The organism is Roseibium sediminis, from assembly GCF_008711325.1.
In the GTDB taxonomy this organism is placed as follows: Bacteria; Pseudomonadota; Alphaproteobacteria; order Rhizobiales; family Stappiaceae; genus Roseibium; species Roseibium sediminis.
Genome location: NZ_VXDB01000012.1, coordinates 30,851 through 45,002, shown reverse-complemented (window position 1 = coordinate 45,002; position 14,152 = coordinate 30,851). Strand labels below are relative to the sequence as shown.

General features: G+C 57.8%; 8 protein-coding genes. 3 read left to right on the top strand and 5 right to left on the bottom strand.

Annotated elements, in window-relative coordinates:
• Nucleotides 1–96: 96 nt before the first annotated feature.
• The 5 genes from F0155_RS13290 to F0155_RS13270 form a co-directional block, all read right to left on the bottom strand.
• On the bottom strand, nucleotides 97–1,986 hold the full coding sequence (locus F0155_RS13290) for an ABC transporter substrate-binding protein (RefSeq protein ID WP_150525014.1): 1,890 nt from the start codon (nucleotides 1,984–1,986) through the stop codon (nucleotides 97–99).
• Complete coding sequence (locus F0155_RS13285) at nucleotides 1,983–3,869, bottom strand: ABC transporter ATP-binding protein (RefSeq protein WP_150525013.1); 1,887 nt, start codon at nucleotides 3,867–3,869, stop codon at nucleotides 1,983–1,985. The genes F0155_RS13290 and F0155_RS13285 overlap by 4 nt, the downstream gene beginning before the upstream one ends.
• 171 nt (nucleotides 3,870–4,040) lie before the next feature.
• Complete coding sequence (locus F0155_RS13280) at nucleotides 4,041–5,903, bottom strand: adenylate/guanylate cyclase domain-containing protein (RefSeq protein WP_208999268.1); 1,863 nt, start codon at nucleotides 5,901–5,903, stop codon at nucleotides 4,041–4,043.
• A 218-nt stretch (nucleotides 5,904–6,121) separates the two neighbouring features.
• Nucleotides 6,122–7,297 carry a CaiB/BaiF CoA transferase family protein gene (locus F0155_RS13275; RefSeq protein WP_150525011.1) on the bottom strand — a complete coding sequence of 392 codons (1,176 nt, stop codon included), beginning with the start codon at nucleotides 7,295–7,297 and terminating at the stop codon, nucleotides 6,122–6,124.
• A complete protein-coding gene (locus F0155_RS13270; protein WP_150525010.1) occupies nucleotides 7,215–7,817 on the bottom strand; it encodes a class I SAM-dependent methyltransferase in 603 nt (200 codons plus the stop codon). The genes F0155_RS13275 and F0155_RS13270 overlap by 83 nt, the downstream gene beginning before the upstream one ends.
• A 144-nt stretch (nucleotides 7,818–7,961) precedes the next feature.
• On the opposite strand from F0155_RS13270, the gene F0155_RS13265 reads away from it, so the two are divergent.
• The 3 genes from F0155_RS13265 to F0155_RS13255 all read left to right on the top strand — a co-directional run bounded on the left by F0155_RS13265 (nucleotide 7,962) and on the right by F0155_RS13255 (nucleotide 14,151).
• The gene (locus F0155_RS13265) at nucleotides 7,962–8,813 is read left to right on the top strand and encodes an alpha/beta hydrolase (protein ID WP_161599810.1); all 852 of its coding nucleotides are present in this window, start codon (nucleotides 7,962–7,964) and stop codon (nucleotides 8,811–8,813) included.
• 154 nt (nucleotides 8,814–8,967) lie between these two features.
• Nucleotides 8,968–11,610 (top strand): aminopeptidase N, encoded by a 2,643-nt coding sequence (pepN, locus tag F0155_RS13260; protein WP_150525008.1) that lies wholly within the window; start codon nucleotides 8,968–8,970, stop codon nucleotides 11,608–11,610.
• 168 nt (nucleotides 11,611–11,778) lie between these two features.
• Complete coding sequence (locus F0155_RS13255; RefSeq protein ID WP_150525007.1) at nucleotides 11,779–14,151, top strand: PAS domain-containing sensor histidine kinase; 2,373 nt, start codon at nucleotides 11,779–11,781, stop codon at nucleotides 14,149–14,151.
• Nucleotide 14,152 lies beyond the last annotated feature (1 nt).

The following is a 14,152-nucleotide window of genomic DNA, read 5'->3' as shown; positions in this document are numbered from 1 at the left end:
CCCTTGCCGTTTATCCGGCATCTTTTTCAATTCAATCATGGCCCGAAGGCAAGGCAGCTGCCCTGCGCCCTGCCTTCGGGGTGTTACAAGGTCCGTTTATTTTCCGGACAGGAAGAACTCGTCCATCCGGTGAACGCCGAACTGTGCGCCCGGATCCCAGCCGTAGAATGTATCAACCGGCACATTCTTCAATCCGTTGACCACCACAGGCTGGCGAACAGCCGAAACGAGGCCGATCTGGATCGTCTCTTCCGCATGGATCTGAAGGATCTCGGTCCAGATCTTCTCGCGCTCTTCGCTGGAGCGCGAAGACAGCCAGCTGTCGTACAACTCGGTCAGGCGCACCGCAGGAGCCCAATCCGGCTTTTCACCACCCGAGCCGTTGGTCTCATAATAGTCACCCCAGGCAAACCAGTTGAGACGCTCACCCAGAACCGGAGCGTAATCGACCGGTGGCATGTCAGCTGTCGGAATACCGTTCTCGAACCCCGGCCAGACCGACATCACCAGCTCGCCGGAAATGGCCCGTTCACGCAGGATGTCGCGCTGGCTCGGCTTGACGAACAGCTTGATGCCGATTTCTTTCCAGGTTTCGGCAACCAGCTCCAGCGCGTCGGCTTCAGTCTGGCTTTCACCAGCCGTCTCGATGATGATTTCCATCGGCCGTCCGTCCGGCAAAAGCCGGATACCGTCACCACGACGCTCAGTCAGACCGATTTCATCCAGCAGAGCATTGGCCTTTTCAACGTCATAGTCGGCCCACTTGGTCACATATTCGGGCATGAACAGCGGGCTTGCAGACAGAACCGTGTCATTGCCCGGACGGCCGAGACCGAAAAACAGGATGCGGTTGATCAGTTGCCGGTCAATGCCCAAAGACAAGGCGTGGCGGAAACGGCTGTCGCGGTTCAATTCACGCCAGACCGGGTCTTTCACAGTCAGGTTCGGCAGGATCGAAATTTCCGATCCCTTCGTGTTCAGCCAAAGATTGGTCGAATAACCCTGCTGTGCCTCGCCCTGCTTGAGCACGGTGATGTCGGCAAAGGACAGATTTCGTGCCTGAAGGTTCACTTCCCCCGCCTGTGTCTTGGCGGGGATCAGCTTGCCGTCGGCAACCGTCATGATGATTTCATCGACATAAGGGAGCTGCTGACCGGTGTTGTCGACACGGTGATAGTAGGGATTGCGCACCAGCTTGAAGCGACGGTCGCTGTCATCGCTCAAGCGCATCCACGGCTGCAGGCTCGGAAGGTCGACATTCTGTGCATTGTACATGTCGTCCTTCTTGTTGTGCAGCGGCGCCCAGCTGCGCGCCTTCACATCACCTGCCTGCTGTTCGATGAAGGCTTCATCGCCGTATTTCTCGTGGAACTGTCGCAGGTAATGCGCCGGGCGATAGATGAACGGAGGCCGTGCCTTGGCGAGTTCCGGCAGGAACAGCGGGTTCGGGTCTTCCCAGCTGTAGCGAACCGTCGTTTCGTCAATCACCTCGAATTTCGGGCCCTTGCCGTTGGCCAGAAGGAACGGCGGCAAACCGGACGGCGTCAGGCTTTCATTGGAGACGACATCTTCGAAAAAGTACCGAAAGTCCTCAGCCCCAAAGGGGTGACCATCGGACCACTTGTGACCGGCGCGGGTCTTCAGGGTGAAGATGCGTCCATCCTCAACATCCACGGATGCGAGAATGTCCGGCACAAGTTCCAGCTTCTCGTTATAGCCGACAAGGCGGGCATAGCCCCACACATTGATCAGTCGAACGTCCTTGGAGCGACCGATCAGCGTGTTGATCGCGCCGCCCTGTTTGCCAACTTCTCGCCCCTTGGCTGCCATATCGACAACAAGTGGCTCGATTGGAACCCGTTCGGCTATGGGCGGCAGGGACGGATCAAGACCCGGCGTTTCCTTCAGCTCCAGCGCGGAGGCCGAAGACAGACCGAGTGATGCTGCGATCAATCCAGCAAACCCGGCAGATTTCCAAAACTTCATGCTGCTGTTCCCTCCAGTGCCCGGGCGTCTTGAAGGCCCGGTGCACAGACAAAATGATCCGGCTCCATCTCCACGAGAACCGGCGGGGTTCCCGTTTCGAGGCGGAACGGTTCTGGCCATGATGCTGGATCGGATGCCCGGTTGGCATCAAGGGCCGAAAAGTCGAGCGGCGCGTTCAGGTCCGGTTCCGGCACAGCTGACAACAACGCCTTCGTATAGGGATGAAGCGGATTGGAGACGACTTCCCGTGTCTCTCCCACCTCCACCACACGCCCCCTGCACATGACCGCGATCCGGTCCGCGATGTAATCAACCACGGCAAGGTTGTGGCTGACAAAGAGATAGGTCAAACCGAGATCGCGTTTGAGGTCCTGAAGGAGGTTGAGGATTTGCGCCTGAACCGACACATCCAGCGCGGAGGTTGGCTCGTCGCACAGCAAAAATTCGGGGTTGAGCGCAAGCGCACGGGCAATTCCGATGCGCTGGCGCTGACCACCGGAGAAGGAATGCGGATAGCGCCGCAGGAACCGAGGGTCGAGGCCAACCAGGGCCATCAGGCTGCGTGCCCGCTCCGCCCGTTCGGCAGGTGTGCCGATGCCATGGATTTCCAGCGGCTCGGTCAAAATGTCGTTGATCGTCATCCGTGGATTGAGGGAGGAAAACGGATCCTGAAAAATCAGCTGCACCCGGCGGCGATAGTCGAGCAGGCGATCTCCCACAAGCTTGGACACATCATGCAGGCCATCGCCGTGGTTATAGGAGACGGTCCCCTCATCGATGCTCATGGCACGAAGGATTGCCTTGGCGGCCGTTGTCTTTCCAGAACCTGATTCCCCGACAAGACCGAGGCACTCCCCCCGGCGGATGGTCAGGGAAACCTGATCCAGCGCGGTGATGGACGACTTGCTGCCGCTGAAAAGCCCACTCTTGCGCAACCCGAACCGCTTCGTGACATCGCGCATTTCAACCAGCGGCTCACCCGGCGCGACCTTGCAGTCGGTTCGTCCCTTTTTCAGGTCTTCCGCATTGACAGTGATCGGGCGGATGGGAACAAGGCGATCGTCCTTGTCCATGTTGAAACTCGGCACCGCATTCAGCAGTGCCTTCAGATAATCATGTTGCGGATTGGAAAACAGCTGTTGTGCCGTTCCCCGCTCCATGATCCGCCCGTGATAGATGACGACCACCTCATCAGCCATGTTGGCAACCACGCCGAAGTCGTGCGTGATCATCAGGACGGACATCTTAAGTTCGGCCTGCACATCCTTGATAAGTTTAAGGATTTCAGCCTGGATGGTCACATCGAGTGCGGTCGTCGGCTCATCGGCAATCAGGAGGGCCGGATTGCAGATCATTGCCATGGCGATCATGGCGCGCTGGCGCAAACCGCCGGACAATTCGAAGGGATAGGCATCAAGACCGCGTGCCGGGTCCGGAAAGCGAACAAGACGCAGCATTTCCTGCGTCAGCTCACGAGCTTCCTGGGCATTCACGTTTCTATGAAGCAGCGCAGCCTCGCCGATCTGGTCGCCAATCGTGTGAAGCGGCGAGAGCGACGTCATCGGCTCCTGAAAGATAATCGACACCCGGTTGCCGCGCAGCGCCCGCATTTGCGGCCCCTTGCGATCAAGGCTCCCAATGTCGACAGGATCGATCTGTCCGGACGGGTCGGAGAGGATCACCTTCCCGGATGAGATCTGGGCCGCAGGTGGCAGCAAACCCATAATTGTCTGGGATATAACCGTTTTTCCAGAACCGGACTCTCCGACGAGTGCGACCGTCCTGTTTTCCGGAACCGCAAAGGACACATCATTTACCGCGGTGACCTTGCCTTCGGCCGTATGAAAATCGACAGTCAGTCCCTCGACTGAGAGAACATTCACGATGCAGTTCCTCCCGACATTGGCTGCCAAGACACTAAGCCCTTAGCCGCAGGAAAAACAACCACATTTGCAACCTTGGGCGCAACGACTTATCGGCAAAAACATCAATAAACATCGGGAGGTAGCAGGAACGACCAGCTACAACACCCTGACAGGGACCATAGGAAACAGTTATGCAGCCGGAACGCGCATGTTGCTTCCGGACTCAACGGGAGCCTCAAGCTCCCCGATACCGGGCTCCGGATCGATCGACCAGACATCCAGACTGCCGGACTTGCCGCGAAGGTGAACAGCTCCGACAGGGGTCTTGGCAATGTGGTCGGGCAGCTGTTCTGCCGTGGACGCACTGACGAGAATGACCGCTTCCGCGCCCGCGCCAAACTCCTTGCCCAGCGCCTGCAGCCTGTCCGCCGTATTCACCGTGTCGCCAACAACCGTGTAGTTCCATCGATCCAGAGCGCCGACATTGCCGACAACAGCAGTCCCTGTGTGAATTCCGATCCGGACGTAGAGTTCCGGCTCCCCGGTCGCCCGTGCCCCGTCATTCTTGATCTTCAACTCGCAGGCGATCTTGCGCGCTGCCCTGATCGCCGCCGCAGCGTGATCTGCACGGGTATCCGGCGCGCCCCAAAAAGCAAGCATGCCATCGCCGATAAACTTGTCGACGGTACCGCCCTCTTCCTCCACAGCCCTGACGAGGATCGCAAAGTGGTCATTGAGATGCCGGGCCGTTTCCGAAGCGGACATGTTTTCAGACAGAGCCGTGAAGCCGACAATGTCGGAGAAGAGAATGGTCAACTCCGCCTCTCGCGCCTCGGCAGCCCCCTGCCCGCCCAACCGCATGAGCTTTGTAAACAGCGACCGGGGCACATAGGTGTTCATTGCCTTCAGGCCCTCAACCATGGCGTTGAAGGCAAGGGCCACCTGATCAAGCTCGGCAACGCGGCTTCTGGGCAGCGGTTCAACCTCATCCAGCGCCAGCGATCCAACGCGGGCAGACTGACGGGCAAGATCGCGCAAGGGGCGCGCGACCCGCCGCCCGATCCACACGGCAACGAGCACTGCGATGACAAGCGCAAAGAACCCGACAAAGGCCGAACCGGAAAGACGCTCAACCTCACGCGAGATGGAAGTGCCACGAATATACTGACCGATGGTCCAGGGCTGGGTGCTGTAGCCGGGGATGACCGCCCGGATCATGATGAATTCCTTGTCCAGCACATCGATCATGGACACCTTGATGCCCTGACGTGCAGCTTCGCGGAACTCGGACAGCGTGACGTCTTCATTCTTGCCCAAGGCAGCCAGAACCGGATCGCCAAATTCATCGCGCGGCATCGGCATGGCGCCATTCGGCTTGCCACCTGTCTGCAGCAGATTGGTGTCCGAATGCATCACCACGCGATCACCATCGGCGATGATGAAGGTTGTCATATCGACCCCCTCATCCAGATTGGCCACTGCCCGTTCGACCGATTCCAGAGCCGCCGCGGCGGTCAGGGTCCCGTAGACCTCGCCGTTTCGAACGAGTGGCACCGACACATTCGCAAAGGTACCATACTCGTTGCGGATAAGATCTCCCCATGTCGGACCACTCTCCGGCGTCAGTCGCGGCAACTGCACGACATCCTTGCTCTGCTCAGGCATTTCGCCGTTGAACATGCCGATCGTGCCGTCGGCTGCGCGATAGGCACCGAATTCCCGCTCGCCCTGCCGGCTGACAACCAGCACGTTCAGCACCGGATTGGCGGCAACGATGTGCTCCAGCGTTCGGGACGTTTCTTCAATGTTTTCGAAACCCAGATCACCACGATCAAAATAGGGCTTCAGATTGACCACAGAGAGAGACAAGGCATCGAAATAGCTGCGCAGCTGGCCTTCCATCGACCTGGTAATCAGGATCGCCTTGTCATTGAGCAGCGAAAAGGTGTTCTTGAAATTGGCCATTACGGAAAGGCCGAGGACCAGCGCCAGAGCAAGGGCGACAAACGCACCGAAGCCCAGGCCGATCAATCGGCTCAGCGATACGTTCATCCGGCGTTTAAATCGTCGGAGCCCCATGGCCATGGCGTTCAACCTTTACATCACACAAGACCGGTGCGGCTCGTGACAAGCACCGTTCCTCCAGCCCTGCATGCCGAAATCGGGTCAAATATGGCAATGCAATCAAGATTTCGCAATCTAGCAGCGAATCTCGCAAAAATGTGTCCTGAAAATGTAACGAACTGTCAGCCGACACATCCCGGATTGGATCAATCCGTGTTCTGTGCCAGTTCACGCAGGATTTCTTCCGTGTGTTCGCCAAGTCTGGGCGCCGCCCGGTTGAGGCGGAGCGTGCTGTCGGAAAAGGTGATCGGAGTGCGAATGGAGGTCATCTGACCACCGGCAACATCGGTCGCCGGCAGGCTCACCTTGAGCCCCCGATGCTCAACCTGCGGGTCCGCGAAAACATCGGCAACGGAATTGATCGGACCAGCCGGCACGCCCTTGGCTTCCAGCTGGTGCAACAGCTCATCCCGGGTGAAGCCAGCAAGTCTAGGCAGCAAAAGCGCAACCAGCTCGTCCCGCGCCCCGACGCGGGCCTTGTTCGTTGCGTATTTCGGGTCGCCTGCCAGTTCGGCACAACCGAGCACGTCGCACAAACGCGCGAACTGGCTGTCATTTCCAACGGCAATGATCAGGTGGCCATCGCTGACCGGAAACACCTGATAGGGAACGATGTTCGGATGCGCGTTGCCAAGGCGTTTCGGGGCCTTGCCGGACACGATATAGTTCTGCGCCTGATTGGCGAGAACGCCCACCTGCGCATCCAGCAACGCCATGTCGACATGCTCACCATGCCCGGTCGTATCGCGCCGGTGAAGCGCCGCAAGGACACCGATCACTCCATATAGTCCGGTGAAGATGTCGGCAAAAGCCACCCCGATCTTCTGAGGCTCACCTGCCGGGTCGCCTGTGAGATCCATGATCCCGCCCATACCCTGGATCATGAAATCATAGCCGGCACGATGGGCATAAGGACCGTCCTGACCAAAACCGGTCACGGAACAGTAGATCAAGCGCGGATTGACTTTGGCAAGGCTGGCATAGTCCAGCCCGTATTTCTGCAATCCACCGACCTTGAAATTCTCGACCAGGATGTCGGCACCAGCAACCAGCTTGCGCACAGTTTCCTGCCCTTCCGGGGTACGGAAGTCGATGGCGATGGATCTTTTGCCGCGATTGCAGGAGTGGAAATAGGCGGCATCCAGATCTTCGCCGCTTTCACCTTTCACAAAGGGAGGGCCCCAACCGCGCGTATCGTCGCCGTCCGGGCTCTCTACCTTGATGACGTCAGCTCCAAGATCAGCGAGCGTTTGCCCGATCCATGGCCCGGCCAAAATCCGAGCCAATTCGATGACCTTCACCCCTTCGAGCGGCGCTGACATTCCTCAAGCTCCCGTCTTCGTACTTCTCCTCAGAGACCTTCTGATAAAGATAGTACCGGCCCGGACGAATCCCGTCCGGCATCGGGAACTCCGTAAACCCTTCAAGCTGCAGGGGCAAGCCGGAGAGTACATAGCCGTCGTCGGCAAGATGCTTGTCAATCAACGGCGAAAGCCAGCTGGATGTGGCAAGGTCGGTTGTCGGATCGCCCGAGCCAAGATCGGCGTGAACAAAGGCTGCCTTGGTTTTGATGCGCGGACCACAAAACGCCAGCGTTTCCCGGATTTCACCGAAAATCATGTGCTCGCTGTCCGGAATGCAGCTTGGATGACAGGCAAGATCACGGTCAAAGACGTAGATTTCGCGTTCAGGAAGGATTTCGCGAAGGTGAGAATATGTGCGGCCATTGCCGAGCCCAAGCTCCAGCACACATCCATCCAGCCCTTCAAGACGTGCGGCAACATCCTCAAGCAAGTGTTTCTGGGCTGTTAGACGACGAATGAAACTGTCCAGACGGCTCATGATAAAATCTCGCTTTTGGTTGAAAAACGACCCCGTGATAACCGCCATGGTTGTCGAGATCAAAGTGGGTTTAGAACTTTTTCACCTCCTATATTGGTGTTTCCTATGGAACATTCTATCGTCATTTCCTGCGGGGAGGACAAAATGACGCTGGAATCAATCACCGATCTGGAAGCTGAATATGACAATCGGGCCCGGGTTCCCGAACACCCCCAGATACTTGAGCGCTGGCTGAAGGAAGCGTCAGATTATCGCGAAGAATGCTTGTCCGATAACAGAGCGACCCTGGATATTCCCTACGGCCCGGACGGACGGCACACATATGACCTGTTCAAAGCAGTTCGAGATGCGATCCCTGCCCCGAAAATGGCATTGTTCGTACATGGTGGATACTGGCGAGCGCTCGACAAGTCTTACTTTTCCCATGTGACCCGCTCACTGACCGCCCGCGGCTTCGATGTCGCGGCAACAAACTATCGCCTCTATCCCAATGTCACCGTCAACGACATCATCGAGGACGTTCGATCGGTCACGCAGCATCTCCACAAGACGCACGGACGCAAGATCGTTCCCTATGGCCATTCAGCTGGCGGACACCTCGTCTCAAGCCTTCTGGCAACAAACTGGGGCACATATGGATTGCCCGAAGACCTCACAGATGCAGGCATGGTCGTTTCCGGCCTCTATGACCTTACACCTCTGCTGAGCATCAGCGTGAACGAAGACCTACATCTGGATGGAGACAGCGCCCGCGCAGCTTCGACGCGGTTCTGGCCCGACATATCCATCCGGGATCTCGCGATCGTTGCCGGCGCGGACGAGAGCGCAGCCTTTGTGGGCCAAAGCACGGGCCTGCACGAGGAATGGACGGGAAAATGCGAGAAGGTCACGCTCGATATTGTCGATGGCGCAAACCATTTCACCATTGTTGACCCGCTGGCCGATCCGCACAGCCCGATGTCCCGCCGCCTCGCCGAACTTGCTTCTGGAAGGTGAGCCGTTATCACCTGTAAGGTTGCCTGCGTCTCTTTTTTTGAAGGTTTCCCGACCGGCGGAACAAGCCGGGGTTCCCAATTTGTCGCGAACGCCTTATTTGCAGAGTGGCGAAATTTGAAACGCGTCCCGCTTGGACCGTTTGGAGGAATAATTCATGCGCCCGGAAGCCCCGGTGACCATTCGTCTGGAAGACTACAAGCCCGCCCCCTACAAGGTTGAAACGGTCTATCTGGATTTCAGGCTGATGCCGACGGCTACCACAGTCGACGCCCGCATGATCTTTCAGCGCGCGGACGGGACACCGATCGGAACACCTCTGGTTCTTGATGGCGACGAGCTTGAATTGACCGGACTTTCCCTTGACGGACTGCCGCTTCAGCCAGATGACATTAGCGTAGCGCCGGACAGGCTGGAAATCCGCACGCCTCCAGCAGATCGTTTTGAGCTGAAAATCCAGACGAAAATCGATCCAAGCGCCAATTCCAAACTTGAAGGGCTCTACCGCTCCTCCGGCACCTACTGCACCCAGTGTGAGGCAGAAGGTTTCCGTCGCATCACCTATTTCCCGGATCGTCCGGACGTTCTCGCCGTCTACACCACCCGCATCGAGGCCAGAAAGTCGGAAGCGCCCGTCCTTCTCGGCAATGGCAATCCGGTTGAAAGCGGTGACATTGCCGGGACAGACCGCCACTTTGCCGTCTGGCATGACCCTCACCCCAAACCGTCCTATCTCTTTGCCCTTGTGGCCGGTGATCTTGCAAAAGTATCCGACCGATTTGTCACGACGTCCGGCAAGGATGTCGCGCTCAACATTTATGTCGAACATGGCCGCGAAAGCCTGTGCGACTGGGCAATGGATTCCCTGAAGCGGTCGATGAAGTGGGACGAGGACACGTTCGGTCTGGAATACGATCTCGACGTCTTCAACATCGTCGCCGTTTCCGACTTCAATATGGGGGCGATGGAAAACAAGGGCCTGAACATCTTCAATGACAAGTATGTTCTGGCAGACCCGGAAACAGCGACAGATCAGGATTACGCAAATATCGAGGCCGTGATCGCGCACGAATATTTCCACAACTGGACCGGCAACCGCATCACCTGCCGCGACTGGTTTCAGCTGTGCCTCAAGGAAGGGCTGACCGTGTTCCGTGATCAGGAGTTTTCCTCCGACATGCGATCACGAACCGTGAAGCGGATTTCCGATGTGAAGCTGCTGAAAGCGCATCAATTCCCTGAAGACGCCGGCCCGCTGGCGCACCCTGTTCGCCCACGCGAATACAAGGAAATCAATAACTTCTACACCGCTACCGTGTACGAAAAGGGTGCCGAGCTCATTCGCGTTCTCAAAACGCTTCTGGGTAACGAAGCCTTCGCGCGCGGACTTGAGCTGTATTTTTCCCGCCACGACGGGGATGCCACCACCATCGAAGCCTTCATCGCCTGTTTTGAGGAAGCTTCCGGAAGAGATCTTGCGCTGTTTGCTCGCTGGTATGATCAGGCAGGCACGCCGCTTGTGGCCGTTGAAAGCCATTATGACAAGGATGCCGCTACGCTGACCCTGAAGCTTGCACAGAGCTATCCGGCCATAAAGGGGCAGCGCAAGGCAAAGCCTGTGGTGATCCCACTGCAGTTCGGCCTTCTGGACAGCAAGGGCCAGGATATGACGCCTTCGCAAGTTGACGGCGCCACCGTTGAAGGTGATGTTCTGCTGCTGGAAAAGGCCGAGCAAACCGTTCGGCTTTCCGGATTGAACGAAGCTCCCGTCCTTTCAATCCTGCGCGGCTTCTCCAGCCCCGTGCGGCTGGATTTCGACCAGTCGGCAAGTGACCTGCTGTTTCTTGCCCGTCATGACAGCGATCAGTTCAACCGCTGGCAGGCGCTTCAGACACTCGCGACCCGCGAACTCATCCGCCTGACCAAGGCAGCAAGAACCCGCGCCCGCCTGAAGCCGGACGCAGCCCTGGTGGACGTGATCGCCGAGGTTCTGGATCAGGCTTCAGCCGACCCGGCCTTTTGCGCACAGGCCCTCACCTTGCCGAGCGAACAGGACATTGCGCGCGAACTCGGGCAGGATGTGGACCCGGACGCCATTCACAAGGCGCGCAAGTGCCTGACGGCCGCTATTGCCAACGCGCATATGGCGCAGTTTGGCAACCTCATGAACCAGACTGCTTCCGGCGCCTTTTCTCCCGATGCAACCTCGGCAGGCAAACGCGCCCTCGCCAACAGGGCCCTCGCCTTCTACGCCCAGTCCGATGCAGCAGATGCCGCTGACAGGGTTGCCGCGGCCTACCACTCTGCCGACAACATGACCGACCGGATTGCCGCCCTCACGCAGTTGGTCAATCAGGACCTGCCGGGAGCCGAAAAGGCCCTCGCAGCCTATCGCCAGCGCCATTCGACATCCTCGCTGGCCATGGACAAGTGGTTCCATGTTCAGGCCACCGCGCCTCATGACACTTGCCTTGACCAGATCGACGCGCTGATGCTCGATCCGCTCTATGACGGCACCAATCCCAACCGAATCCGGGCCCTAGTGCATGCCTTTGCCGCTGGAAACCCGACCCAGTTCGCCCGCAAGGATGGCCGTGGATTTGAATTTGTCGCTGATATTATTCTCAAGGTCGATCCGCGAAATCCACAGGTAGCTTCGCGGCTTCTCACCAGCTTCCGCTCGTGGCGGTCACTGGAAGAATGCAGGGCAATTGAAGCGAAAAAGGCACTTTTACGCATTTCAGACATGGCAAATCTGTCCAGAGACTGCCGTGAAATCGTAGATAAGACCCTGAAATAGTAGGTTCTACTTTAAATCCTTAACAAATAAAGCCAAATCAGCCTGATCCATTAACCATTTTTTTCCTTTGGTGCTCTAGACAAATGAGAACCCTTGGATTCAAATGAAGGTGATTCGGGGGCAGAAACGCCCCTTGTGACGAACCACCAGAAAGTCGGGAAGCTTCCGATGGCGCGGGCAATTGCCGGCAGCGCGTCCTCGCGACGTGCTGACCAAAATCAGGTTTCCAAACAAGAAAAACGGACCCTGACCGGGCAACTTGAACTGTGGGCTGCGCCTGCATACCGACGCCTCCTCAAGTCTGAAAATCTGTTCCGCCGATTGGTCCCTATCCTGTGCCTGATCTTCATCGGCACATTGGCAACCTATCGCGCCGTTGAACTGTTCAAGGACCACGATCAGGTTGACCTGATGGTTCGCAATGAACTTGGCCTGATGGCAACGATCATTTCGGAACATCTGGAAGATGAGGAAGCCGCCCTGCCCGACGCGGGGTACAAGTCCGCTGTCCAGCGTATACTGGCAGAAAGCCTTCCCGTCGGTGCGACCAGCAACAGCCGCATGATCCTGGTGACCGACGACAATTCCCGGATCATCGCCAGCGCTCCACTTAATCCCAGCCTTAACGGCCGCCCGATCAGCGACATTTTCGGCGCATCGCAGCCGCTCACGGTCTTCGGCGAACGCGCAGGCATCATGGAGGTCGATATCGACCTCTACGGCCGCGGCGAGACGATCAACACCTACTCCACCGTCCATCATCTGGACGGTCGGCTCGGCATGGTCGCACTCGTTCAGCCGACGTCGGAAATATTCGCCGATTGGCGCAGCGATGTTTCGGCGAACGTCACCCTTTTCGTCGGCACGGCATCGATCCTGATTGTCCTGATTTACGCCTTTTATGCTCAGGCCCTGCGGGCTGAACAGGCTGATGACATTTATGCCGCCAGCCGAAGCCGCATTGACACCGCGCTCAATCACGGTCGATGCGGCCTGTTTGACTGGGATCTGTCCCGTGGCCGCATTTTCTGGTCGTCTTCCCTTTATCAGATGCTCGGCCATTCGCCCAAGGAGCACCTCCTGAGCTTTGCGGAAGTGGCAGACCTGACCCACCCGGAAGATGTCGACCTTTACGAACTGGCGACCGAACTTCTGGAAGCCGGTGGCGGCATCGTCGACAAGATGTTCCGCATGCGCCACGCCAATGGCAGCTGGATCTGGCTGCGCGCCCGCGGCGAAATCCAGAGCGAACCGGGTCGCAGCGAGCCGCACCTCATCGGCATCTGCATCGACGTGACCGAACAGCATCAGCTGGCAGAACAAAGCCGTACTGCTGACCTCCGCCTGCGCGATGCCATCGAGACGATTTCGGAAGCCTTCGTTCTCTGGAATTCCAACAACGAGCTGGTGATCTGCAATTCCAACTATCAGGAACTGCATGGTCTACCGACGTATGCAGTCAAGCCGGGCACACCCTACAAGGATGTGATGGCAGCTGCGGAGAACACACAGGTTGCCCCGCAACCGGTGAAAATCAGCCAGCGCCTGAATGCACCGGAAGGCAGCTACGAAGCGCAACTGGATGATGGCCGCTGGCTGCAGATTTCGGAACGCCGCACCAAGGATGGCGGTTTCGTGTCGGTCGGCACGGACATCACCGCGCTGAAGCGTCACGAAGAGCAACTGATTGATCGCGAAAAAAAGCTCAACGTCACCGTTGATGACCTCACCCGGTCCCGCAAGACCTTGCAGCTGCAGGCAAAGCAACTGGAAGAGCTGGCAGACAAGTTCTCCGAGGAGCGAAACCGGGCCGAGAATGCGAACAAGGCGAAGTCCGAGTTCCTAGCCAATATCTCACACGAGCTGCGCACGCCGCTGAACGCGATCATCGGATTCTCCGATATCATGAACAAGGAAATGTTCGGCCCGATCGGCACCTCGAAATATTCCGACTACTGCCGCGACATTCATAACAGTGGCACCTACCTGCTGAACGTCATCAACGACATTCTCGACATGTCGAAGATCGAAGCAGGCCGCCTGTCCATCGAAACGGAAGACCTGTCCGCGAACGAGGTTGCAGAAGACGCAACCCGCATCATGTCCACTGCAGCGCGCGAGAAAAACATCAAGGTCACCTGCGAGGTCAAGGACGCCCTTCAGGTTCGTGCCGACCGCCGTGCCCTCAAGCAGATCCTGCTTAATCTCCTCGCAAACGCCGTGAAATTCACTCCGGAAAACGGCAAGGTCAGCCTGAGCGCTGCAAAGCAGGACGGACGCATCCGCTTCGAAATCGCCGACACCGGCATCGGCATCTCCGACAAGGACATTGCCCGCCTCGCCCAACCGTTCGTGCAGGTGGAAAACCAGTTTACCAAGACCCATCAGGGATCTGGCCTTGGCCTTGCGATCGCCCGCTCCTTGATCGAGCTGCACGGCGGCAAACTTGAGATCAAGTCGGAGCTGGGCAACGGAACACGTGTCAGCTTCCTGCTCCCGGCATCCGCTGACGATGCCCCGGTGCAGCCCGAACTGATCTGAC

Excerpts from the sequence above, each read along its gene's own strand:
- pepN (WP_150525008.1), top strand. The coding sequence starts at position 8,968 with ATGCGCCCGGAAGCCCCGGTGACCATTCGTCTGGAAGACTACAAGCCC.
- F0155_RS13275 (WP_150525011.1), bottom strand. The coding sequence starts at position 7,297 with ATGTCAGCGCCGCTCGAAGGGGTGAAGGTCATCGAATTGGCTCGGATT.
- F0155_RS13290 (WP_150525014.1), bottom strand. The coding sequence starts at position 1,986 with ATGAAGTTTTGGAAATCTGCCGGGTTTGCTGGATTGATCGCAGCATCA.
- F0155_RS13265 (WP_161599810.1), top strand. The coding sequence starts at position 7,962 with ATGACGCTGGAATCAATCACCGATCTGGAAGCTGAATATGACAATCGG.
- F0155_RS13280 (WP_208999268.1), bottom strand. The coding sequence starts at position 5,903 with ATGAACGTATCGCTGAGCCGATTGATCGGCCTGGGCTTCGGTGCGTTT.
- F0155_RS13270 (WP_150525010.1), bottom strand. The coding sequence starts at position 7,817 with ATGAGCCGTCTGGACAGTTTCATTCGTCGTCTAACAGCCCAGAAACAC.
- F0155_RS13255 (WP_150525007.1), top strand. The coding sequence starts at position 11,779 with ATGGCGCGGGCAATTGCCGGCAGCGCGTCCTCGCGACGTGCTGACCAA.